The sequence below is a fragment of the Microbulbifer sp. MLAF003 genome (assembly GCF_030012965.1).
Lineage (GTDB): Bacteria > Pseudomonadota > Gammaproteobacteria > Pseudomonadales > Cellvibrionaceae > Microbulbifer > Microbulbifer variabilis.
In genome coordinates, this window is the sequence record NZ_CP120232.1 from 4,147,389 (window position 1) to 4,169,462 (window position 22,074).

17 protein-coding genes and 1 pseudogene are annotated in these 22,074 nt (G+C 50.0%); 9 read left to right on the forward strand and 9 right to left on the reverse strand.

The genetic code is table 11. The features are described from left to right. The first annotated feature begins 159 nt into the window (after positions 1–159). Positions 160–1,263: a glycerophosphodiester phosphodiesterase gene (gene glpQ / locus P3339_RS19840; protein ID WP_051089471.1), complete on the forward strand. Its 1,104-nt coding sequence runs from the start codon at positions 160–162 to the stop codon at positions 1,261–1,263. Between the two features lie 45 nt (positions 1,264–1,308). Here glpQ and P3339_RS19845 read toward each other — a convergent pair whose 3' ends face one another. The 3 genes from P3339_RS19845 to P3339_RS19855 all read right to left on the reverse strand — a co-directional run bounded on the left by P3339_RS19845 (position 1,309) and on the right by P3339_RS19855 (position 4,580). Beyond that, complete coding sequence (locus P3339_RS19845; RefSeq protein ID WP_020411885.1) at positions 1,309–2,088, reverse strand: enoyl-CoA hydratase; 780 nt, start codon at positions 2,086–2,088, stop codon at positions 1,309–1,311. A 248-nt stretch (positions 2,089–2,336) separates the two neighbouring features. Then, a complete protein-coding gene (locus P3339_RS19850; RefSeq protein WP_282951674.1) occupies positions 2,337–3,248 on the reverse strand; it encodes a dimethylarginine dimethylaminohydrolase family protein in 912 nt (303 codons plus the stop codon). Between the two features lie 84 nt (positions 3,249–3,332). Beyond that, complete coding sequence (locus P3339_RS19855) at positions 3,333–4,580, reverse strand: Zn-dependent hydrolase (RefSeq protein ID WP_282951675.1); 1,248 nt, start codon at positions 4,578–4,580, stop codon at positions 3,333–3,335. Between the two features lie 120 nt (positions 4,581–4,700). Here P3339_RS19855 and P3339_RS19860 point away from each other — a divergent pair, with 120 nt between their 5' ends. After that, positions 4,701–5,492: a tryptophan 2,3-dioxygenase gene (locus P3339_RS19860; RefSeq protein WP_282953626.1), complete on the forward strand. Its 792-nt coding sequence runs from the start codon at positions 4,701–4,703 to the stop codon at positions 5,490–5,492. A gap of 150 nt (positions 5,493–5,642) precedes the next feature. Here the strand turns inward: P3339_RS19860 and P3339_RS19865 are convergent, their stop codons facing one another. Together P3339_RS19865 and P3339_RS19870 are read right to left on the reverse strand one after the other, a co-directional pair. After that, complete coding sequence (locus tag P3339_RS19865; protein ID WP_020411881.1) at positions 5,643–6,065, reverse strand: ExbD/TolR family protein; 423 nt, start codon at positions 6,063–6,065, stop codon at positions 5,643–5,645. Positions 6,066–6,251: 186 nt separating this feature from the next. Next, the gene (locus tag P3339_RS19870) at positions 6,252–6,704 is read right to left on the reverse strand and encodes a methylglyoxal synthase (RefSeq protein WP_020411880.1); all 453 of its coding nucleotides are present in this window, start codon (positions 6,702–6,704) and stop codon (positions 6,252–6,254) included. Positions 6,705–6,875: 171 nt separating this feature from the next. Between P3339_RS19870 and P3339_RS19875 the strand changes: the two genes are divergently transcribed. The 3 genes from P3339_RS19875 to P3339_RS19885 all read left to right on the forward strand — a co-directional run bounded on the left by P3339_RS19875 (position 6,876) and on the right by P3339_RS19885 (position 9,518). Next, positions 6,876–7,280: a hypothetical protein gene (locus P3339_RS19875; protein WP_020411879.1), complete on the forward strand. Its 405-nt coding sequence runs from the start codon at positions 6,876–6,878 to the stop codon at positions 7,278–7,280. Between the two features lie 1,315 nt (positions 7,281–8,595). Next, on the forward strand, positions 8,596–9,336 hold the full coding sequence (locus P3339_RS19880) for a hypothetical protein (protein ID WP_282951676.1): 741 nt from the start codon (positions 8,596–8,598) through the stop codon (positions 9,334–9,336). After that, a complete protein-coding gene (locus tag P3339_RS19885) occupies positions 9,333–9,518 on the forward strand; it encodes a hypothetical protein (protein WP_282951677.1) in 186 nt (61 codons plus the stop codon). Before P3339_RS19880 ends, P3339_RS19885 begins: the two co-directional genes overlap by 4 nt. A 104-nt stretch (positions 9,519–9,622) precedes the next feature. Here the strand turns inward: P3339_RS19885 and P3339_RS19890 are convergent, their stop codons facing one another. The 4 genes and pseudogenes from P3339_RS19890 to P3339_RS19910 all read right to left on the reverse strand — a co-directional run bounded on the left by P3339_RS19890 (position 9,623) and on the right by P3339_RS19910 (position 15,993). Continuing rightward, positions 9,623–10,549, reverse strand: a complete 927-nt coding sequence (locus P3339_RS19890) for a phosphoribulokinase (RefSeq protein WP_282951678.1) — start codon at positions 10,547–10,549, stop codon at positions 9,623–9,625. A 67-nt stretch (positions 10,550–10,616) separates the two neighbouring features. Continuing rightward, a pseudogene (locus tag P3339_RS19895) lies at positions 10,617–13,768 on the reverse strand (efflux RND transporter permease subunit). Further along, on the reverse strand, positions 13,765–14,961 hold the full coding sequence (locus P3339_RS19905; protein WP_282951681.1) for an efflux RND transporter periplasmic adaptor subunit: 1,197 nt from the start codon (positions 14,959–14,961) through the stop codon (positions 13,765–13,767). The pseudogene P3339_RS19895 and the gene P3339_RS19905 overlap by 4 nt, the downstream one beginning before the upstream one ends. A gap of 321 nt (positions 14,962–15,282) precedes the next feature. Further along, on the reverse strand, positions 15,283–15,993 hold the full coding sequence (locus P3339_RS19910; RefSeq protein ID WP_020411874.1) for a cyclic nucleotide-binding domain-containing protein: 711 nt from the start codon (positions 15,991–15,993) through the stop codon (positions 15,283–15,285). A gap of 341 nt (positions 15,994–16,334) precedes the next feature. On the opposite strand from P3339_RS19910, the gene P3339_RS19915 reads away from it, so the two are divergent. The 4 genes from P3339_RS19915 to P3339_RS19930 all read left to right on the forward strand — a co-directional run bounded on the left by P3339_RS19915 (position 16,335) and on the right by P3339_RS19930 (position 21,926). Continuing rightward, positions 16,335–17,036 carry a chalcone isomerase family protein gene (locus P3339_RS19915; RefSeq protein WP_282951682.1) on the forward strand — a complete coding sequence of 234 codons (702 nt, stop codon included), beginning with the start codon at positions 16,335–16,337 and terminating at the stop codon, positions 17,034–17,036. Continuing rightward, entirely contained in the window at positions 17,033–17,563 is a 531-nt protein-coding gene (locus tag P3339_RS19920; protein WP_282951683.1) for a TonB family protein, read from the forward strand. Before P3339_RS19915 ends, P3339_RS19920 begins: the two co-directional genes overlap by 4 nt. Positions 17,564–17,775: 212 nt before the next feature. After that, the gene (locus tag P3339_RS19925; protein ID WP_020411872.1) at positions 17,776–19,845 is read left to right on the forward strand and encodes a M13 family metallopeptidase; all 2,070 of its coding nucleotides are present in this window, start codon (positions 17,776–17,778) and stop codon (positions 19,843–19,845) included. 194 nt (positions 19,846–20,039) lie between these two features. Further along, a complete protein-coding gene (locus P3339_RS19930) occupies positions 20,040–21,926 on the forward strand; it encodes an MFS transporter (protein ID WP_020411871.1) in 1,887 nt (628 codons plus the stop codon). The last annotated feature ends 148 nt before the right edge of the window (positions 21,927–22,074 follow it).

Sequence of the window (22,074 nt, forward strand, 5' to 3'; positions counted from 1 at the left end):
ACAGATATGAAGAATCTGTCTGAATGCAACGACTTAACTGGCGGAGCCAAGCAAAATACTGGGCAGATCACAACCTCAGATTATATCCTGTATACTGATACATCCCTGTCATATTTATTTGCTAGAAAGTCTCGTATCTTCATATGGGATGCATTTCAAATGTTCAAAAAATTTTTATCTTTTTTAATAATACTTTCTTCCGTTGCTGCAAGTCTTACCTGTGCCGAAACAGATAGTTCTTTTGACAAGAATAAGCGCACTCTGGTCATTGCCCATCGTGGCGCATCTGCCTATTTACCGGAACACACCCTGGAGGCTAAAGCACTGGCCTACGGTATGCGCCCTGATTATATCGAGCAGGACCTGGTTCTTAGTAAAGATAACCACCTGATTGTAATGCACGATATTTATCTTGATAGCACAACCGACGTTGCTGATGTTTTTCCCGATCGGGCCCGTGAGGACGGCCACTTTTACACTATTGACTTCACTTTGGAAGAACTGAAAAAACTACGTGTCAGTGAAGCATTCATCATGGGTGAAGATGGACCTCAGGCGAAATATCCACATCGTTTCCCCCTGTGGAAATCCAGTTTCCAACTCTCTACATTTGAAGAGGAAATTGAACTGATCCAGGGATTGAACCGCTCACTTGGCTATGACATTGGTATCTATCCGGAAATCAAAAAACCCTACTTTCATCACTGGGAAGGTAAGGACATTGCCGCAATTGCACTGGAGAAACTTAAGCAATACGGTTACATCAACAGGGATCAAAAAATCTTCTTCCAGTGTTTTGATGCTGAAGAATTACAACGAATTAAATATGAATTAATGCCTGCTCTCGATATGGACATCCCTCTGGTTCAACTTATTGCAGCAACCAGCTGGGGAGAGAAATTAATTCAAGTTAACGGCAATATTCAAAATTACGATTATGATTGGATGTTGGAACAGGGCGGTTTGCGTAAGATTGCCAACTACGCAGATGGCATCGGCCCCTGGTACCCCATGCTGATTGAAATTCAGGATGGAAAACCACGTGCCAATAATGTCGTACGCCGCGCTCACCGCAGACATTTACAGGTACATCCTTACACTTTCCGCGCCGACCCAGAAAAGCTCCCAGAAGAGTTCGAAAGTTTTAATCACTTTTTACATTTTGCCGCTTACCAGTTACACGTGGATGGTTTATTTACAGATCACCCCGATCAGGCAGTCAATTACCTATCCCGCGGCAACCGTAAGCAACATCAACAGTAAGTAAATCAAGCGAAAAAAAGGCCACTTTTTAGCGGCCTTTTACTTTTAGTCGAACTTTGAGAAGTCTGCGGGACGTTTTTCCATAAAAGCAGTCGCAGCTTCTTTGAATTCCTCCGAGGCTAGTCGATCCTTGAAGTGGCGCCCCTCATCCTGGATAAACTCCAGTCCTTTTTCCAGTGTCGCCTGACGTAATAATTGTTTCGTCAAGCGCACAGCTGCCGGTGCCTTTACCGCAAGTTCCAAAGCGGCCTCTCGAGCACGAGCAATCGCCTGCTCAGGTTCCACCGCCGCATTACAAATACCAATATCCACAGCCTCCTGTGCAGAAAACTTCTTGCCGAGTAATAGAAGTTCTGAAGCTTTGGCATGGCCAGCAATACGGGGGAGCAAGTAACTGGAACCGTACTCAGGACAAAGCCCCAAGTTTACAAAAGGCATTTGGAACATAGCATCATGACCGGCAAAGGACAGGTCACAGTGCAACAGCATAGTGGTGCCGATACCTACCGCCGGACCATTTATCGCTGCTACAACAGGCTTGGGGAAGCTGTAAAGCGCACTCATGAACTGGAATACCGGTGACTCTTCACCCTCAGCGGAACCGCCGAGGAAGTCTGTTAAATCATTACCACTTGTAAAAATGCCCTCTGCACCAGTTATGATGACCACTCGAATATCGGAGTTATTCGCTGCACTATTGAGCAGCTCAGCCATAGCAGTATACATGGCCATGGTCAGAGCATTTTTGCGTTCCGGGCGATTAATGGTGATTTCCAGTATACGGTCGTTGACCTGGGCCAGAATTTCCGTACATGCACTTTGCATATTATTCTCCGGGTATAGAATCATTTGAGACTGCCAAACAGTCTTTTATATTGGCCTGTCATAGAGCCGTTTTGCATTAAAACGACTCCAGCTATCCACTCAATGAGCGGATCAATAACAGAGAGCACCTATTCAGGCGATTCATATTACCGGCTGCACTCGCTTAGGCGAGTTCATAACCAACCACTTTCGTTGACGGGATAAACCCGGCAGCTGAGAGTCACCGGGAGGGCTGCACCGCTAGCCTTTTACCGCAGGGTCCCTTCGTAGAGGTTGACACATACAGTGAACGCCGCCACCCCCGGGGTGATCATGGAGATGTCTGGATCAATCACTTCCAGCCCATGAGCGCGGCATTTCTCCGCCAGGCCAGTGTTAGCCTTAGGCAACATCACCCGGTCGTTGCCCAGAGCCACCACATTAACCCCGAGTTCCAAAACTTGAGGGAAAGGGATATCGATAATCTCGATATTACGGCTCTTAAACCACTGCACCAACTCAGGCTCTACAGCATCAACACAAATAGCTGCCAACTTCTCTGCCAGCATCGCCACCATGACATCAATATGCAGGAAGAAGGGGTCAAACTGGTAACCCTTCACTTCCCAGCCCTCTTTTTCCACCCAGCGTTGCATTTGCTCGAAGCCTTGGGGGCTAGTGCGCTCGCCAGAGTATCCACAAAGTATTACCCCGGGTTCTAACACCATGAAATCACCGCCTTCAAGAGAGCCTGCAGTAATCACATCGTAAATGGGAATTTCCAGTTGGGCATATTTTTTGACGATGGGCACCCATTCACCACGACGCCAGGGACTGTACATCTGCGTCACTATCGGGCCCCAAGGAGTCATTACTGAGGAGTCACGCCCATAAATCTGGTAAGGCAAGCTACGATCGGCTGGAATCAGGTGTGTATTTACTCCCGCATGTCGATAAGCATCAAGCATCTCCGCGTGCTGGGCTTCAGCTACCTTGTGATCAAACTGCATTCCGAGGCGCTCGGCGCGACGGGCACTGGCATTACCAGTCCGCCAGCTGAAGTTATCCACAGGCCCGATAAGTACATCGCGCAATACGCCGTATTCGGAATCCATCCCCCAATTGGCAAGGGGAACTGTGCCGCCATCCTCATTGCGGTACTTCAGGGTAAATTCACTCATCTAATCCATCCAAATTACTATTGCCGGGCCACTGGCTATATTCCCCAAAAGCCCATTCAGTCTTTAATTTATTTCTCTATAGCCTCAGGCCAAATCAGTACTGGAAAGCATTGCCTGCAACAAGACATTACAACCTGCCTCAAGATGTCCAGGCTCAGCGGATTCAGCCTCATTATGGGAAAGGCCACCTGCACAGGGGACAAAAATCATTGAGACCGGGGCAACCCTGGAGACATAAACAGAGTCATGCCCAGCACCGGAGACCATCTTGCGATGGCTGTAACCCAGGCTTTGCACAGCGCTGTCAACAGCCTCGATACACGCTTCATCGAAAGCTACCGGCGGCGAATACCATTCCTCCCGCACATCAATGGCAACACCACTGGCTTCCTGCACCTGCTCTGCCACTCGGTAAAGGCTGCGATGCAGGTGCTCTAACCCCTCTGGCTTGGGGTGACGCAAGTCCAGGGCCAGTACAACCTTTTCCGGCACTGTATTGCGGCTGCCCGGAGCTGCGCGCAGATCGCCACAGGTCATTCTGGCATCTTCAGAGTAAGCCTTTACTTCGCCGTAAAGCCTTTCACAAAGCCATGCCAAAGCCTGCACCGGATCACGGCGGTCCTCCATAGGCGTAGGACCGGCATGACAGGGAGTACCGAAAAAAGTGACATCGTACCAGCGGATACCCTGTACCCCGGTAACCACACCAATCACCTGATCCTGCTTTTCAAGAATCGGCCCCTGCTCAATATGAGCTTCGAAAGCCGCTTTTACCGGGAAGGGCTTGGCTGGCTCAGTTCCCAGGTATCCAATGCGCTCCAACTCCTGACCAATACTGAATCCCGCCTTATCAACACGGCTATGGCCGTACTCGAGACTGAACTCCCCAGCCCAAACACCAGAACCCACCATCGCTGGGGAAAAACGTGCGCCCTCTTCATTAGTCCACACGACTACTTCCAGTGGCGCTTTGGTCCTTATCCCCTTCTCCTCCAGAGTACGCAGTACCTCCAATCCCGCCAGTACTCCATACACACCATCGAATTTTCCGCCAGTAGGCTGGGTATCCAGATGGGACCCGGTGATAACCGCAGGCAAGCTATTATCTAAACCCGCTCGCCTGGCAAAGATATTTCCCATTCGGTCCACACGAATCTCGCAGCCAACTTCACGGCACCAACGCACAAACAAATCGCGCCCATTGCGATCTTCATCCGTCAGCGCCTGTCGATTGCAGCCACCAGCAGGAGTGGCCCCAACTTCAGCCATCTCTATCAAGCTACGCCATAGGCGTGCACCGTCGACACGCAGTTGTTGTACGGGGTTTTCCATTCAAAGAACTCCGGGCCTAATATTGAGCAACATACTAATCACTTTGCTGAAATTTTTGTTTTGATCCTGACTGGCTAAAGAGAGCAATATTCTGTAGCTGATCAAAACTCGACCAGGAAGCTGCCCACTATGCCACTCACCTACAGCTCATACCTTAAAGTAGACGAGCTTCTGCAATGCCAGAAGCCCCTTTCTGATGGCCCAGAGCACGATGAGCTTTTATTTATTGTGATTCATCAGAGTTATGAATTGTGGTTTAAGCAAATGCTGCACGAGCTGGACTTCCTCGTGAGCCTTTTCAATGCTGGCGAACGCAACCGCGCTCTGCATACGCTGAAAAGAGTGGATGCCATTTATCGTACCCTAATCCAGCAGGTAGATATCCTCGAAACCCTCACCCCTCTGGAGTTCCTCTCTTTCCGTGATCGTCTTTCAACCGCCAGTGGTTTTCAATCTTTTCAATTCCGCGAGCTGGAATTCTTATATGGAGCCAAGGATCCAAGAAAGCTCGATAACTATTTACCGGGTTCTGAACACTATGCTCGCCTGCAAAAGCGACTGAAATCCCCAACACTGTGGGACGCTTTTCTAAATTTCCTGGCTAAGGAGGGCCACCATATACCCAATAGTCTATTGGAGCGTGATTTTAACCTGGTTGCCGAACCATCCCCTGCGGTACAGCAAATTCTAATTGATATCTATCGCAATGATCCCCTGGTTAGCGAGATTTGCGAGGCTTTGGTGGATATTGATACCTCACTACAACAATGGCGGTATCGGCACGTGAAGATGGTGGAGCGTACCATTGGCAGTAAGATTGGCACCGGCGGCTCTAGTGGTGTGGGCTACTTGCAAACTACCCTGTTCAAGGCCGTTTTTCCTGATCTGTGGGCTATCCGCTCAGAATTCTAGATACAACTCGGGACCTAAGAAAGTAGCTATGACTATAAGTCGGTGAATAGTCAAGTAGCTCTTCCTGCCCGTAAAACTGCGCAGGCATAAAAAAAGCCAGCACAATGCTGGCTTTTTAACTCTAACCCTCAACTAAATAGTTGAGTGAGCTTACTTCTCGAAGGGTACCAATGACACCTGGATAACCGGGCTTACTTCCTTAGCCGCATCAGCAATCTGTACATAAGTATCGGCACTGGACTTGTTGTGCGCACGTACAATCACGATTGCCTGGGGATTCTCAGCGTACAGCTGGGCGATACGGGCACGAACCGCACGGCTATCAATTCTGCTACCCGCCAGAGTGATCTCATCATTGGCATTCACAACCAGTAGAATATTCTGATTACTTTCATCAGGTGGGTTCTGGTTGGTCTGATTCGGATCAGGCACATTTACGTCCAACGCTTTCTCTTTCACAAAGGACGCCGTCACAATAAAGAAGATCAGCATGATAAACACAACGTCCAGCATGGGCGTCAGGTCGATATCCGCCTTTTCTTCTTCTACGGCCTTTCCGCGTCGTCTACTCATAAAACACCGTGCAATTATCAAATACCAAAGGTGCCGGATTAACCGGTCTAATCTGGTGGGCAAGATTGCCGCGAATCGGCAAGCATTGCAAGCACAACCTATAACTCAGACAAATAGTCCATAAAAATCAATAGCTTACAAAATAATCCCAGCCCCGCAGATCATTTTTTGAGCGAAAAAATCCGACTAGCGCTGTTCTAAATAGTTCTGATAATCCGGTACTTCACGATTGAAAGCCTGATCCATCAAGGCCGACTGCACAATCATATCAGCACTGCTCGAATTACAAGCCACAGGGATATTCCAGGCTGCCGCGATACGCAATAGCGCTTTAACATCCGGGTCATGTGGCATCGGCTCAAAAGGGTCCCAAAAGAAAACCAATAGGTCGACCTCTCCCTCACTGATTCTGGCCCCCAATTGCTGATCCCCACCAAGGGGGCCACTTAGCAACCTTTCCACCCTCAGGCCCGTGGCCTCCTCAATCTTGCCACCGGTAGTTCCAGTAGCCAGGAGGTTGTGCTTTTCCAGAAGCGCGCGGTGGCGCAAACACCAGTCGATCATTGTTCCCTTGCGGTTATCATGTGCCACTAGAGCGACGCGTTTAGTAGCAGGCAGGGCTTTAGAGATAAATTCCATTGGAACCTCGGCAGGGTGATTTTCTTCTATATTATCTTAATTCTGGCTTTTAGCTCTGGCATCCTCCCCTTGAAAACCCTTTGCCAATCCAATTAAGAAAATTCTCTCCCGCAGGAATATTTCCAGCCCGTTATAATAGGAAAAAAATCCTATCTATATAAAGGAGTGAGTATGAGTGTCGGTGCCTGGGAGCCACAGGTGAATGGCCAGCAAGAAGAAAGCCATTGGGAATTCAACCGGGATCAACTGCAGAGATTTATTGCGGCCACAGTGATAGATAGCCCTCTAGCAGAAACCATAAATGAGGAGGACCAACAAGCCTCACAACTTATCCGACTTCCAGCTCAACAGTGGCTGGAGCAAAGCCAGCATTGGAATAACGATCAGCTATGGCAACTGATACGTTTTTTCACACTCGCAGAAATGCAATTGGCCGGCTGGGATGCGGGAGCGGAGTCAGCCGTAATACCTTTAGCAAAGGTTCTTCGACAACGTAAAGCCGCGCTATCACGAGAACAGCTGCTGTGGATTCGCCAACACTCTGATAACCGCTATCTGCCATACGGGCCACTATGATCTAATCATTACTAATGAAGATAGCTAGTTGTTCGGTGAAAGAAACAGCCTGGTCTTTTCCTTTCACCGGAGCCCCATAAAAGAATCCACTAAAGTCCAACCTCCTCCCACCCAATTGCAAATATCAATCGCAACAACTGTGTTGCCGCCAACCCAGCCTGACATCTGCCCATGAACACTATTAACAAACTAAGCCCTTACAACTTTCAATAGAAAATGAACAAAAGTGATAATTCGTGGGCCGAATGCTGCCTAGTGAGACTACTTCAAGCTTCGAAACATCAACTGGAATTCACAAATGAGAGAAATACGTTCTTGTGTCACTATATAACAAAATGAATTGATTCGGTCTGAAGTAGGGACAATACAGAGTGTATGAATCAACAAACAACTAGTTAATCTACCCCTCTAGAACTTCCCCACCTTTGGCTGAAAGAACTGACCTGCTTTTTATTTGGTAATCCTGTCACAAACATTGTGTAAACCCCTCAATCAGTTGGCACCCCTTAACCTGGAGCATCAAAACTAATCTATACATTGGTGTCGGAGATCGGCCATGTTGCCGTAGAACCATGGGTTACAAAAAGCATCATCTAATAATCTGCTCCCAAAGAACTGCTCTCATAAAACCGTATAAATAAGAAGGCTATATCGTCTGCCACTCACTTCCACTACAAATACTTAATTTACGCCGCACTAGTTACACTCAAGAACCACTCAAACTACATGATTTGCTTCTCCACACTTATACACCCCGATAATAGATGCCTTTGCACAGCGAAATTTCCGGAGATACAAAGTGGCATGGACAGCCATCAGTTAGGTTTTGTTAGCATGTTGAGTAGACAAGAAAGTTAAATTGCTTACTTAACTCATCTTAACCGTAGTGAGAAGCTTGCCAACAAAGAGAGTTGACCACAAAAAATGTAGGACCATTAATCCATACGAAATTACTCAACTATTCACGTTTTAAACACATTTGATAAATGTGCGCTACGATAAACAAAGCGTGTCCATAACTTATCAAGAAACACAAAACGCCCTTCGAAATCCTCTTTGACAGGTCCACAAAATGGAAATAAGTTAAAAAAAACCATTTTTTTTAACTTAAATTGCAAAAAACCCTATAAAACACTTGCATTTAGGTATACAAATAAGCTGCAATTAGCGCCGCTTACTTGGAGGGACTCACTATCAATTGTTTTCTGCCGAAAACAAACGTCTTTAGTGACGCAATGCAACGCAAAGATGGCTGAGAATAATTGATAGGAATGCCTCCAATTTACTAAAACAAATCTTTTGCAGGGATAATTTAATGGCTACAAAGAAAGCCCCTAAGGTCGCTACTAGCGATATCGCTCAACTAGAAGCAGAGCTTCGCTCTTTGACCGCAAAACTGGAAAGCGCTCGAGTCAAACAAGAGAAAGACCTTTCCACTAAAGCAGAAAAATTGGCCATCAACGCCAAGAAAGCTGCAGAAAAAGCTAAAACCACCCAGGAAAAACTGGCCACTGTTCGCGCCAAGAAGAAGACTCCTGCACAGCAAAAGCAACTGCAGAAAGCCCGCGATGCCGCAGCAGCTGCCAAAACCGCAGCAACTGAACTCAAGAATGCCGCGGCTGAAGCCAAAGAAGAACTGGCTGCGATCAAAGCTGCCAACAAACTTGCCGCTAAGGTAGCTAAAGTTGTCGCTAAAGAAGAAACTGCTATTGCCAAAAAGCTGGCTACTGCTGACAAGAAGAAAGCCGCTGCTGAAGCCAAAAAAGCTGCTGCTGCTGCCAAAAAGGCCGCCGCTGCAGAGAAAAAGAAGGCAACTGCTGTAAAGAAAAAGCCTGGACGCCCGGCTAAAACTGAAGAAGCCAAGAAAAAGCCTGGCCGTCCGCCAAAAGCAGCAGCCGCTGAAGAGACTAAGAAGAAGCCCGGTCGCCCCAAGAAAACTGAAGAAACCAAGAAAAAGCCCGGTCGTCCCGCCAAAAGTGAAGCGGCAAAGAAAAAGCCAGGGCGCCCCAAAAAGCAGACACTGCAGCCCCAGCTGCAACTGAAGCTGCTCCAGTGAAGCGCGGCCGCGGCCGTCCACCGAAGGCAGAAACTGCACAAAAGAAGCCTGGACGCCCAGCTAAAAGCGAAGAAGCAAAGAAAAAGCCAGGGCGCCCCAAAAAAGCAGACGCCGCAGCCCCAGCTGCAACTAAAACTGCTCCTGTAAAGCGCGGTCGTGGCCGCCCGCCCAAGGCCAAGTAAGTGCCCTAGCAACGGGAACTTGAACTCCCGCTGTACGAACCCCGGCTGGCCCGGGGTTCAGCTTTTCGTTTGCCACTCCTCCTATTCCAAGCCGCGTAATTCTCTCATTCTGGCCTGAGTCTGACTTTCTTAATTCGATGGTCCCTACCTAATTGCAAAACACAGTTCGCCCAGTTAGGCATATCCATCAGGATGTTTCGAGTTACTCTTTCATAATGCTGAACAAATCGCTCCAACTCTTCTTCTCGCATCCCCATACCAGTCCGCTCACGTAGCTTTTGCTCCTGCAGTTTTCGCCACTCAAGAATAGAACTCATATCTGGCGCCTTTAGCAATACCATAACTTCTACTTTATCGAAAAGCTGTTGGTAATGATCTTTGAGCTGTTGGTTGACGTAATTCCTCCAGATACCAGCTTGATCCTCTGTCTTTTCCAGAAGGTTTAATGGGTAATTTGCTCTAACCATTGGCCGAGCTCCAAGGCACCAGCCCTCAAACAGAACTATATCCACCTTCCCATTGTGTATCGGCCACCGATCATGAGGCGCCCTCTCATCAACAGTTTTGTCAAAACGGGGGAGAGCTATAGTCGTTTGACTGCTGGCATGACACAGAGCCTCAAGGATATCAATCCCCATTTGAACGTCATGAGTGCCCGGTACTCCCCTAGTTTGCAAAAGGGGGTGAACATCCTGTGCAAGTTGTCGTCGCTCTGCGCGGGTCAGGTAAATATCATCCAGGGAGAGTGCACAACAATCGAGTCCAAACTCTGACAAAACGCAACGAATAAAGTCTGTCAGTGTGGACTTACCAGTGCCCTGGCCACCGCTAATACCCACTACCAGCGTTTTTCCTGGTGCATGACACTCCTGCAACCACAATGCCAGCGGCAAATAATATTGAAGTACCTCTGAGTGAAACTCCGCTGGCAACTGATGCTGCGAAATAAAGTCCACGATACTGGAGCGCAAGTTTGTCCCGACAAGATAGCGGCTGCGCTCCACAATACTTTCGGGCCAGGTTTTTAGCATTTTTATTTCCTACAAAGAAAACGGGGGCCATGGCCCCCGCAATTAGTGATCATAAGACGATATAAAGCTAACTCCAGCGAATTTTGCCCAACCCGGTCCCAAATCGCTTTCCACGTAGATGTCCCGGTAGCACCAGCATCACCGGAGTGACCAGAAGCGTTAGTAATGTGGAAAAAGAAAGACCATACACAATAGCACTGGCAAGTTTGACCCAGAAGGAGGCTATCACTCCATCAACCACCACATTCCTGCCAACCATATCCACACTCACCCCCAAAGCCAGTGGTAATAACCCAAGAATAGTTGTGGCCGTAGTAAGAAACACCGGGCGCAGCCTCTGGGTAGAGGCCTTTAGCGCAGCCTGGGCTGGTGTGAGTCCCGGTTCACTCTTACGCACAAAATTGTAAGTATCAATAAGTACGATATTGTTGTTGACCACAATTCCCGCCAGAGCAACGATGCCAACTCCAGTCATAATGACGCTAAAAGTACTTTGGGTTACCAGCAGGCCGAGCATGACGCCAATGGTAGACATAATTACCGAGGATAGAATCAGCAATGACTGATAAAAGCTGTTGAACTGGGTCACCAATAAGATAAACATGAGGAATAGTGAAAGTAGGAAAGCAACGCCTAAAAACTGGAAAGACTCACTCTGCTCTTCATCTGCACCACGAAACAGTAATTCAATACTCGGATCCACCGGATTTTTTTCCAGCCAGGCCCGGATTTCTTTTACCTTATCATCCGGTAATACTCCCTCCTGGGCGTCCGCCTTAATCTGCATACGGGTTATTCCATCAATCCTCTCTATTTTATCAACCTTGGGCATGGCCTCTGTGTGTACAAAGCTACTGATCGGCACTGTACCTCGGGCCGTATTTACCTTCAGCTGCTCCAATGCGGTAATTCCACGGGCGCTCCTTGGGTAGCGAATACGAATATCCACCTCTTCATCAGTGTCATCGGGACGGTATTCGGCCACGCGCACACCATTTGTCACCAATTGTACTGCGCGCCCTACTTCAGTGAGATCCGCTCCATACAGGGCAGCTTTGGCTCGGTCCACTTGCACCTCCCACTGAATACCGGGAAGTGGGGCTGTATTCACAACATCCCGCAGGCCTGTGAATTCATCCTCCATCGCCCGGTGCAATCGCCAAGTCTCCGCCAGGAGTTTTTCATAATCCTGCCCTCGTAACTCCAAGACAATATCCTTACCAACCGGCGGCCCTCCCTCCATAACATTGGCCGTCACCTTAATTCCGGCAAAGTTGGCAGTGCGTGCACGAATATCTTCAAATACTTCCCGGCTGCGCCTTGCCCGCTCTTCTGCCGGTAACAGCTCTACCAGCATATTGGCTATTTGATCCGGTGCCCTATCGGAATTACCGGATATTCCTCCAGAGCCAATAGTACTGTGAGCAACGCGAACTTCCGGTACGCCTAACACAGCCTTTTCTACCTGGGCTACAAGTACTTTCTTTTCCGCCATAGACAAGTTGCCCTGAGCCCGAATTTCTACATTGCCATATTGCTCTTCAGTTTCCGTAAAAAACTCCACCCCAGCACCGTAACGGCCAAAGGCCATAAAGATCGCCACAAGTATCACTATCGTGGTTGCAAATGCTGCGGCGGGGCGACGCAGTACAAACGCCAGCAGGCGTGTGTAATATCCGGTAATGCCCGGCAGCAGGGTCGGCTCTCCCTCTTCCAGTTGCTTGAGGTGATTTCGAGTGGATGCAGTCAGATTACTCTTGCCAAACAGGGAGCCCAGCACCGGGGCAAAAAAGAGCGCGTACAACAGCGAACCCGCCAGAACTGCAAATACAGTCACCGGCAAATAACGCATAAACTCCCCGACAACTCCAGGCCAAAGCATAATCGGCAAAAAAGCGGCGAGCGTTGTCGCGGTAGAGGCGACCACCGGCCAAAACATGCGGCTGACTGAGGCGATATAGGCATTGCGTGCGCTCAACCCCTCAGCCATTTTGCGATCGGCAAACTCGGTGATCACAATGGAACCATCAATCAACATCCCGAGCGCCAGCAACATGCCGAACATCACCATAAAGTTGAAGGAGTAACCCAAATACCAGGTAACAATGGAACCAAATAGCAATGAAAAAGGTACGCCCAGACCCACGAGGATACCCGAGCGGAAACCAAGTGCGGCGACCACAATAATCATCACCAGCAGCATGGCTGTGAGAATATTGCCCTGCATTTCACTGACCATATCCCGCGCAAAGTTGGACTGGTCGAAGACAAATTCCACTTCCACCCCCTGGGCAGCATATCCAGCTCTTCCTGTACAACCTGCCTGACACTGTCAGCCACATTTACGGAGCTGGCATCGTTACGTTTCTCGACATTAATTGCGAGACCGGGGCGGCCATTAATGCTTGTATAACTAACGGCATCTTTGAAGGTACGGCGGATATCGGTAACGTCTCCCAGGGTAATGACCCCATCGGGGGAGTTTTTTAAGGGGATCTCATAAACATCCTGGGCAGTTTCTATCAAACCTGGAACTTTTACTGAAAAACGACCGCGCTTGGTATCCAGTTCGCCGGCGGGAATCAGCAGATTATTACCCAGTACCGCATTAATCAGCTGGTTACTGGTTACCTGGTAATGCTCCAGGCGCACCGGGTCGATAATTGCTTCAACAACTTCTTCACGGTTTCCATGCAGGTCTGCACTCAGCACATCACTGAGATTTTCAATTTTGCGTTTTAGCCGTTGTGCACTGTCGAGTAAAACCCGCTCACTGACCTTTTCTCCAGAAAGAGTAACTACTATTGTGGGGAATGGCTGTGCTGAAGCCTCTTCAACTGTCGGCTCCTCCGCATCCCTGGGTAATTCGGCCCTTGCTCTCTCAACAGCATTGCGGATATCGTCCACGGCATCATCGACGTCGATTGCGGAATCAAATTCCACCACTATATAGGCGAGCGATTCCCGCGCGACGGCAATCACTTCGACAACGCCCTCGACTGCACGGATTTCCTGCTCCATTGGGCGCACTAACAGTCGAACTCCATCCTCCGGCGAGATTCCCTCATGGGTTACCTGCACCATAACAAAGGGTGGATTTACTTCGGGGCTGGATTCGATCGTCATTGCTCCGCGTGCCACCAGCCCCACCAGGACAATCAGCAGCATCAAGCAAAGCGTACTGCGATTTCTCTCAATCGCGCCTTCCAACAACTTCATTGCTGGTCACCTTCTACTATTGGGCGCTGGTCCGAGGCAGGTATTAAAATAGGCTCGGAGTTAGTATTTGCAGGCTGGGAAAGACTTTCAAAAGTCCGCTCGGGTGCAATCATTTCCACACGGACAATATCCCCAGTACTGACATATTCCTGGCCTACAGTAATTAATGTGACCTTGTCCGGTAGACCACTAACCCAGACACCACCATCCCCATCGCCCACCAGGGTGACATTAATAAAGTTAACCTGATTATTTTCATCGAGGATACGCACCCCCAGTTCACCCCGATCATCCAGGGTCAATAGCGAGGAATTGATATGATGTGCCAGGATTTCACCGGTAGGCAGGGCCAGGCGACCACTCAAGCCACCCCGTAGAGCATTATCAGGATTATTAACTGCAACCTCGACCCGGTAGGCACGGGTAATCTCCTGGGCCTGTTGGCTGATATAACGGACCTTACCTTGCACCGGTATTCCACGCTGTAATTGCGCGCTGGCTGGTCCCCCTGGAATTAGGTGGCCTACTTGGTTTTCCGATACTTCTCCGACTATCAGGAGCGGGTCCAGATCCAACAGAGTGGCACACTCTTCACCGCGGCGAATAAAGTCTCCCAACTCTACAGCCCGGCTGTTAACAACCCCGTCAAAAGGGGCACGGATTTTTAAGTTATCAACCATAACCTTGGCTTGGATGTAGTCCGCTTGCGCCTGGGCCAATGCCACCTGCTGAGCAGCCATGGCGGTATCCGATTGCAACCCCTTCTTTTTCAAGCGCAAGGCACCGGCATAATCCAACTCAGCCTTGCGCTGGGCTGCCTCCGCTAGCACCAATTTATCCAGACGATCCTCCGCTTCAATTTCGCAGATCACCTCTCCGCGTTGCACAGAACTGCCCTCGGGCACAGGCAGATTGGTAATGATCCCATCCAGTTCCGCACGCAGGCGTACACTGCGGTTAGCTTCTGTGTGCCCATTTACCAGTGCCTGGGTTGCATAGGACTGTGCCTCGATACGCTGGGCCTGGACGCGCATAGTCGCCTCGGGCTTTATACCTGCCGCCGCTTTCTCCTCTTCCTCAACAGGATCACCCGAACGCAATTCGCCGCTGAACAGCCAGGCAAATGCCAACAGGCTGATGAACATTGCCATGCGGTAATTGCGGTTAGACCAGATGGATGCCAATAAACTCATAGCTATAAAAACCTGTTGAACAAAGGTAAACAGGCCCCGCTTCAATGGAGCAGGGGCTTAAGCAGGCCAAATTTTACACAGCACGGCCATATTCCAAAATTGAATTTTGCTGGAAATAGACCAACTGACGTGACGACAGGGCCGATTACATCCACAGAGGTCTGAGAGACTCTGAGTATATGGGGAGCCTAATCACAGCGTTGGTTTTAACCGGGAATTTAACCTAAAGAGGAGGGAAGGCTGGCCACTGCCAAATTCTGACTAACTACCTAGGGCCACGACAGCAGCTCAACCCTCTTAAAGATTAAATTGGTTTGATACTCATGAGAGCATGGATTCGAGGAAGCCGAGCATATCAGATTCATCATCGACCAACTCGCCAGAACCAAACTCCGCATTCCAATCGAGCAGTATTTGCGCCAATGCACGAGCCTGCTCCGCAAGGGCAAGGAGTTCCTCGCGACTATTCTTGGGACCAGTATAAAGTTTCAGCCTGCGGTGGCTATCCGCCAACTGGTGGCCCGGATACTTGGAGCGGTAAACCTCTAGTTTCCAACGCAGTGAATGCACCATGTTGCGATAAAAAATCAGCTTAGCCGGTAACTGCAATAGGGAGAGGTCTTCCAGATCACCAAACAAAGTACAATCGAGGCCTAGTACCTGAGTCTCACGGCTATGACGCGCGGCAAATACATTGGCACTGCGCGGCTCCGCCAGCAACATCGACAAATCGCCAAATAATTCTCCCGGCCGAATAACTGCCAAGGTACGCTCCGGGGACACCCCCAAACCATTACCGGTATTTTCCATCTGTACCTGCAACTCACCACGCAACAGGAAATAGACCCATTGATCCACATCACCGGCGCGCAACAGTTGCTCTCCCGGCTCCAGGCTTACCAGCCTGGATCGCTTCAACAGTACATCGTACTGCCATTCACTGGCTGCGCGAATATCACGAAAGAGATGAATGACATTGAGCAGCCGATCCACGGCATCCCGCGGGTAATCGATAAGAGGTTTAATTTCCATGCGTACGACAAATTAGTGAAAACTATTCCATTTTTTGGAAACTGTGGCCAAAGCGACTTTATAAAGCGCGATTCTAAACGATAACAGTCTGCAACACCCATCCTGACTTGTGACAATCGTTTCCCGCTGTGATCGCCCAATCACCTGTAGGAGGACATTCTAACCGCTCTAGGCTTGAACTCCATTGCAGTTGCAGTAGAGTTAGACGAAGTGGTGAGTACAGTGTGCTCGCTCACACTTTGAATGCGCACTTTTTCATCTGACTTGTGTGCACTGGGGAGGGGCCCCAACTTCTTAATTACCGGAACCTCTTAATCCGGGTAATCAGACACCGTAGAACAATGAAATCGATAAAAATTGTCTTCTCACTTTTGGTGTTTACACTTGCTGTATCTGCAAAAGCTGCACCACTCCTAAACGGCCTCGCGCTCGAAAAGCAATTCAACAAAGAGCTCTACATCGCCGCCATCTATTCTGAAAACCTCAGCGGTGACTCCGCCGGGCTACTTAATAGTGAATTGCCACGACGGCTCGAGGTGCGTGTACTAGCCAGTAGCCTGCCCGCACGCCGATTCCGCAACCAGTGGATGGAAGGCATCGCCATTAACAACCGCGGCGATACCTTGAGCAGCCAGGCTGAAACCATGGTGACATTTGCCAATCTGTTTAAGGGGCGCTTTTTACGCGGGGACCAGTTGACCATTGATTTTGCCGCAGATACCGGCATCACCACCGTAGCCTTAAACGGCATTACTCTGGGCGAGATCAATGATCCCGATTTCTTTGATACCCTGATGCGTGCCTGGGTTGGTCCTGTACCGCCATCCACAGATTTCCGCGATGGTCTGCTCGCTGCGGGAAATATTCCCAGTGGCCTACTCACTTCCTTTGAAGCACTCGAGCCCAGCAGTGAACGCATCGCCGAATTGCAGCTGAAGCAAATCAGCCAGGAAGAAGCCCTAGCGGCTGTCCAGGAGCCGGAAAAAGAGGAGGTATTACCCAAACCGACTCTGGCCGCAGTCGAACTCGCCCCCCAACAATGACCCTAACACCCGCGGCTGCCGAGACTATTGAGGTCATAGACTTGGTAGAGAGCGCGGCCGGAGCTGAGACAACAGACCAACTCCTGCAGTCAGCAGGTGAACCGCGCCAACTCGCAGGTGTAGACAGCGCAGAGGCCAACCAACTGGCTGCCACTGACGCCATGGAGTCCTCCGCCGACACTGCGGAAATGCTTGAGGAGGAAGAAGAAGCCCCTCTCACCGCAGATATGATTCTCGCCCGTCAGATATTCCATTCCACCCTATTGCGCCATACTTTCAGCCATATTCGTTACCCCAAACGCGCCCAGGAACGCGGCCAGGAAGGCAGTGTACGCTTGCATGTGGTAATTGATTCTGCTGGTGATATCCAGGAAATTCAGACTGTACAGGACTCTCGCTACAGTATTCTCAATCGCGAAGCCCGTGCTGCTGTTGAGCGGGCAGCCCCCTACCCCTCTGTGCCCGCACAGCTCGGGAGCGATGGCTTTAGCTTCTCACTGCCAATTACCTTTAACTTACCAGACTAAGTCCCATCCCAATAAGGTCCCAGCTTATGGGGCCTTATTACTGGCTCAAACTGATACTTTTACCGCCCTCATCCCATTCTTTTTACTTGCTCCCTCCGCAGTCTATCGCGACCAATCTCCCTCTGAACGCAGTTCCCCTTGTCCTGGCCTGAGGTCACCTCTTACCATATGCGGCTGTTTTGACCGATGAAAATTTAGCCAATAGAGCAAAAATGAAAAAATTATTATTACCAGTCGCTATCGCGGGCATCCTTACCGGCACCCAACTATCAATAACAGCCCAGGCACACGATCACGGCAATTCTGGCCATCATAAAGCCGCTAGCCAGCAGGAGCAGCTCTCCTCAGGCATTGATCTCAGCGCCATGGACACTAACGTACGTCCACAAGATGACTTCTTTGCCTATGTAAACGGTACCTGGCTGGAAAACACCGAAATCCCCGCTGACAAATCCCGCTGGGGTGGCTTCTCAATCCTGCGGGACCAGAGCACCGAGCAGGTAAAAGCCCTCATTATGGAAGCGGGCAAGGGCGCCAAAAGCGATGGCGCTAAACAAATTGGTGACCTCTACAACAGCTTTATGAATGAAAAGCTGATTGAGAAAAAGGGCTTGTCTGCCGTTTCCGGTGAACTCACCAAGGTAGACGCTATCAAGTCCCGTAAAGACCTAACTGACTTCTTCGCTTATGCAGATATCGCCGGCTACAACGTTCCTTTCGGCGGTACTATCTATCAGGACCTGAAGCAGGTTGAAAATTACATAACTTTCCTCTGGCAGGCGGGTCTGGGACTGCCGGATCGAGATTACTATTTCGAGGATACCGAGAAGAGCAAGAAACTGCGCAAAGCATATAAAGAGTACTTGGCACAAATCCAGGAGTTGGCTGGGCTCGACAATGCCAAAGCTTTCTCTGACAAGATCTTCAAACTGGAAGAGAGCTTAGCTAAGCACCAGCGCAGCCGTCTGGATAACCGAGACCCCGAGAAGTACTACAACAAAAAATCTGTTGCGGAGCTAAAGAAGCTGATGCCGGCGGTAGACTGGGACAGCTATCTGGCCAAGGCCAAGCTGGGTAAGGCTGACAGCTTCATCGTCGGCCAGCCCGAATACCTGGAAGCGGCCAACCAGATTATCACCGATACCGATATGGCCACCTGGAAGCGCTATCTAAAGGTCAAAGTCCTATCCGCTATGGCGCCCTATATGCACAGTGAACTGGCACAGGCCCATTTTGACTTTTATAGCACCACTATTCACGGTGTAGAGCAAATGGAACCCCGCTGGAAGCGCGGAGTACAGTTCGTCAACGGCGCGGTGGGTGAGCTTGTCGGCAAGCGCTACGTAGAAAAGCACTTCCCGCCAGAGGCCAAGGAGCGCATGGTCGTTCTGGTGGATAACCTGAAAGCGGCCTACCGTGAATCCATCCAGTCTCTGGAGTGGATGGGGGAGGATACCCGCAAGCAGGCGCTGTTTAAGCTGGATAACTTCACCACAAAAATCGGCTATCCCGATAAGTGGCGCGACTACTCCGCCCTTCAGGTGGATGCCAATAACCTGGTAGGTAACGTGCTGGCCGCCAACTTGTTTGAAGCCAGCTTCGAGCGTGACAAGCTGGGTAAACCTATCGATCGCAGCGAATGGGGCATGAGCCCACAGACCGTTAATGCCTACTACAACCCGGCGATGAACGAGATTGTTTTCCCGGCCGCTATCCTGCAACCACCTTTCTTCAATGTAAATGCGGACGACGCGGTGAATTATGGTGGTATTGGTGGAGTGATCGGCCATGAAATTGGTCACGGCTTCGACGACAAAGGCAGCAAGTTCGACGGCAAGGGCTATCTGAACAACTGGTGGACAGACTCAGACCGAAGCAACTTTGAAAGCCTCACCAGCAAGCTGGTCTCCCAATACAACGCTTTCGAACCGCTGGAAGGCGAACATATCAATGGCGAGCTGACCCTGGGTGAGAATATCGGTGATCTTTCCGGTCTGGGCATCGCTTACAAAGCCTACAAAATGTCCCTCAATGGCAAAGAGGCTGCGGTGATTGATGGCTTCACTGGCGATCAGCGTGTATTTATGGGCTGGGCCCAGGTTTGGCGCAGTAAGATGCGCGATAAAGCGCTTAGCGGTCGTATGAAAACAGATACCCATTCTCCCGCCGAATACCGGGTCCAAGGCGTATTGCCCAACATTGAAGCTTTCTACGAGGCGTTCGATGTAAAAGAGGGTGACGGCATGTATCTGCCTGAGGAAGAGCGGGTGAAAATCTGGTAACGGACTTTCCTCTCAAGACCGGCCGCCGCCAGCGGCCGGTCATCCTTATCCCTGCGATATCTCTCCTCCCGCCCCTCTCTGCACTATTCACTGCCCCGCGCCAATTTCGCATAGTTCATTGCCACTACAGCCTAGACAACTTGTAGCCGCTATGGCGTAACATAGGTAAGGTGCTTACTGGAAAGAGATTATTTATGGCCCATCGCACCCAATTCCAGCTGCTAAGCAGCCGCCGTTTTCTGCCTTTCTTCCTCACCCAGTTTCTCGGTGCCTTTAACGATAATGTTTATAAAAATGCACTGATCGTGATGATTGCTTTCCGCTTGGTAGAGAGCGAGGCCAATGCCCTGATTAATGTGGCTGCGGGCCTGTTCATCCTGCCTTTCTTTCTCTTTTCCGCCTCCGCCGGGCAACTGGCCGACAAGTACGATAAAAGCCGTCTGATCAGGCTTATCAAGCTCGGGGAAATCTGTATTGGGGCACTTGGCGTCACCGCACTTTACAGTGGAAATAATGTATTCTGTCTCGCCGTACTCTTCTTGCTTGGTATACAGTCCGCTTTCTTCGGTCCAGTTAAATATGCCATCCTGCCGCAACACCTGAAGCGCTCTGAGCTGGTTGGCGGCAATGCATTGGTAGAGATGGGAACCTTTGTCGGCATCCTTACCGGGACCATCGTCGGCGGCCTGCTGGCAGGGATAACCGGCCAGGGAGAAAACGGCCTCTTCTACCTAAGCCTGGTGATTATGGGGGCGGCAGTCCTGGGATACCTGACTAGTCGCAGTATTCCACTGGCTCCAGCACCAGCGCCAAACCTACGCGTCAACCCAAACCCTTTTACCCAAACAGAAAACATCCTGGTTCAGACTTCCAAAACCCCATCCATTTTCTACGCAATTATTGGTATTTCCTGGTTCTGGTTAATGGGTGCAGCCTACTTGACACAGATTCCCAGCTTTACCAAAAATGTTCTCGGCGGTGACGAATCCCTCGTCACCCTGCTGTTATGTACCTTTACCATTGGCATAGCCCTGGGTTCACTGCTATGTGAGCGCTTGTCGGATGGAAATATTGAACTGGGCCTGGTTCCCCTTGGGGCCGCCGGCCTTACTGTTACCGGTATTGCCCTATCTGTTTTCGGCAGCAATTTTGTCGAATTACAGCAGGCAAGCCTGGGCGCTTTCCTCAGCAGTGACGGAGCTTACCCAATCCTCACCTGTCTGGTTCTGATCGGTATCTGCGGGGGACTCTACATAGTACCTCTTTACGCGATGATGCAAGACCGTTCAGCCGCAAAAATTCGCGCACAAATTATCTCCGTCAACAATATCCTCAACGCGCTGTTTATGGTGGTCTCCGCCTTGCTCGGCCTGTTCTTCCTGAATATCCTGGAAGTCACCATTCCACAGTTCTTTCTGGTAATTGCCTTGATGAATGCGGCTGTGGCCACCTTCGTATTTACCAAGGTGCCCGAGTTTGCCATGCGCTTACTGATCTGGATGCTTTCCCATACGATGTACCGGGTAAAGCACGAAGGGCTGGAACAGATACCCGCAAATGGTCCGGCACTAATTGTGTGCAACCATGTCAGTTATGTCGATGCTTTACTATTGGCCGGCGCCGTGCGACGCCCGATTCGCTTCATCATGTACAAGCCCATTTACCAAATTCCGGTCTTGCATTTTATTTTCCGAACCGGGCGCGCCATTCCCATCTGCTCCAAGGCGAAGGACCCAGAGGGTTACGAAAAAGCTTTCCAGGAAATTGAACAGGGGCTGAAGAATGGCGATCTACTATGTATTTTCCCCGAGGGACAACTGACAAAGGATGGAGAAATACAACCGTTTAAAGCCGGTATTGAAAAAATATTGGCGCGAACCCCGGTGCCGGTAATTCCTATGGCGCTAAGGGGCTTGTGGGGCAGTTTTTTCAGCCACAAGGATGGGCACGCTTTTTCTACCTGGCCTCGGCGCTTCTGGTCCAAAGTGAGCGTAGTTGCCGGTAGTCCAATTGAGCCCCCCGAGGCCAAGGCAGAAATACTCCACGATGAAGTTTTAGAATTGCGCGGCGAACAGCGCTAAAAGCCCTTATTCCCGGGGCTGACCTGCATGCTCAGCCCCAGTTCATTGTTACGATACTGAGCCACAGTCTCCCAAACGCTAACCTTTCCCCACCTAGCTCCGCTCTGACGCTCCACTTATTGTACAGAATGTGCCTAGAGTATGGCTG

Bases quoted from the DNA above. Each gene is read 5' to 3' on its own strand.
- glpQ (WP_051089471.1), top strand. From the start codon at position 160: ATGTTCAAAAAATTTTTATCTTTTTTAATAATACTTTCTTCCGTTGCT.
- P3339_RS19845 (WP_020411885.1), bottom strand. From the start codon at position 2,088: ATGCAAAGTGCATGTACGGAAATTCTGGCCCAGGTCAACGACCGTATA.
- P3339_RS19850 (WP_282951674.1), bottom strand. From the start codon at position 3,248: ATGAGTGAATTTACCCTGAAGTACCGCAATGAGGATGGCGGCACAGTT.
- P3339_RS19855 (WP_282951675.1), bottom strand. From the start codon at position 4,580: ATGGAAAACCCCGTACAACAACTGCGTGTCGACGGTGCACGCCTATGG.
- P3339_RS19865 (WP_020411881.1), bottom strand. From the start codon at position 6,065: ATGAGTAGACGACGCGGAAAGGCCGTAGAAGAAGAAAAGGCGGATATC.
- P3339_RS19870 (WP_020411880.1), bottom strand. From the start codon at position 6,704: ATGGAATTTATCTCTAAAGCCCTGCCTGCTACTAAACGCGTCGCTCTA.
- P3339_RS19875 (WP_020411879.1), top strand. From the start codon at position 6,876: ATGAGTGTCGGTGCCTGGGAGCCACAGGTGAATGGCCAGCAAGAAGAA.
- P3339_RS19880 (WP_282951676.1), top strand. From the start codon at position 8,596: ATGGCTACAAAGAAAGCCCCTAAGGTCGCTACTAGCGATATCGCTCAA.
- P3339_RS19890 (WP_282951678.1), bottom strand. From the start codon at position 10,549: ATGCTAAAAACCTGGCCCGAAAGTATTGTGGAGCGCAGCCGCTATCTT.
- P3339_RS19905 (WP_282951681.1), bottom strand. From the start codon at position 14,961: ATGAGTTTATTGGCATCCATCTGGTCTAACCGCAATTACCGCATGGCA.
- P3339_RS19910 (WP_020411874.1), bottom strand. From the start codon at position 15,993: ATGGAAATTAAACCTCTTATCGATTACCCGCGGGATGCCGTGGATCGG.
- P3339_RS19915 (WP_282951682.1), top strand. From the start codon at position 16,335: ATGAAATCGATAAAAATTGTCTTCTCACTTTTGGTGTTTACACTTGCT.
- P3339_RS19920 (WP_282951683.1), top strand. From the start codon at position 17,033: ATGACCCTAACACCCGCGGCTGCCGAGACTATTGAGGTCATAGACTTG.
- P3339_RS19925 (WP_020411872.1), top strand. From the start codon at position 17,776: ATGAAAAAATTATTATTACCAGTCGCTATCGCGGGCATCCTTACCGGC.
- P3339_RS19930 (WP_020411871.1), top strand. From the start codon at position 20,040: ATGGCCCATCGCACCCAATTCCAGCTGCTAAGCAGCCGCCGTTTTCTG.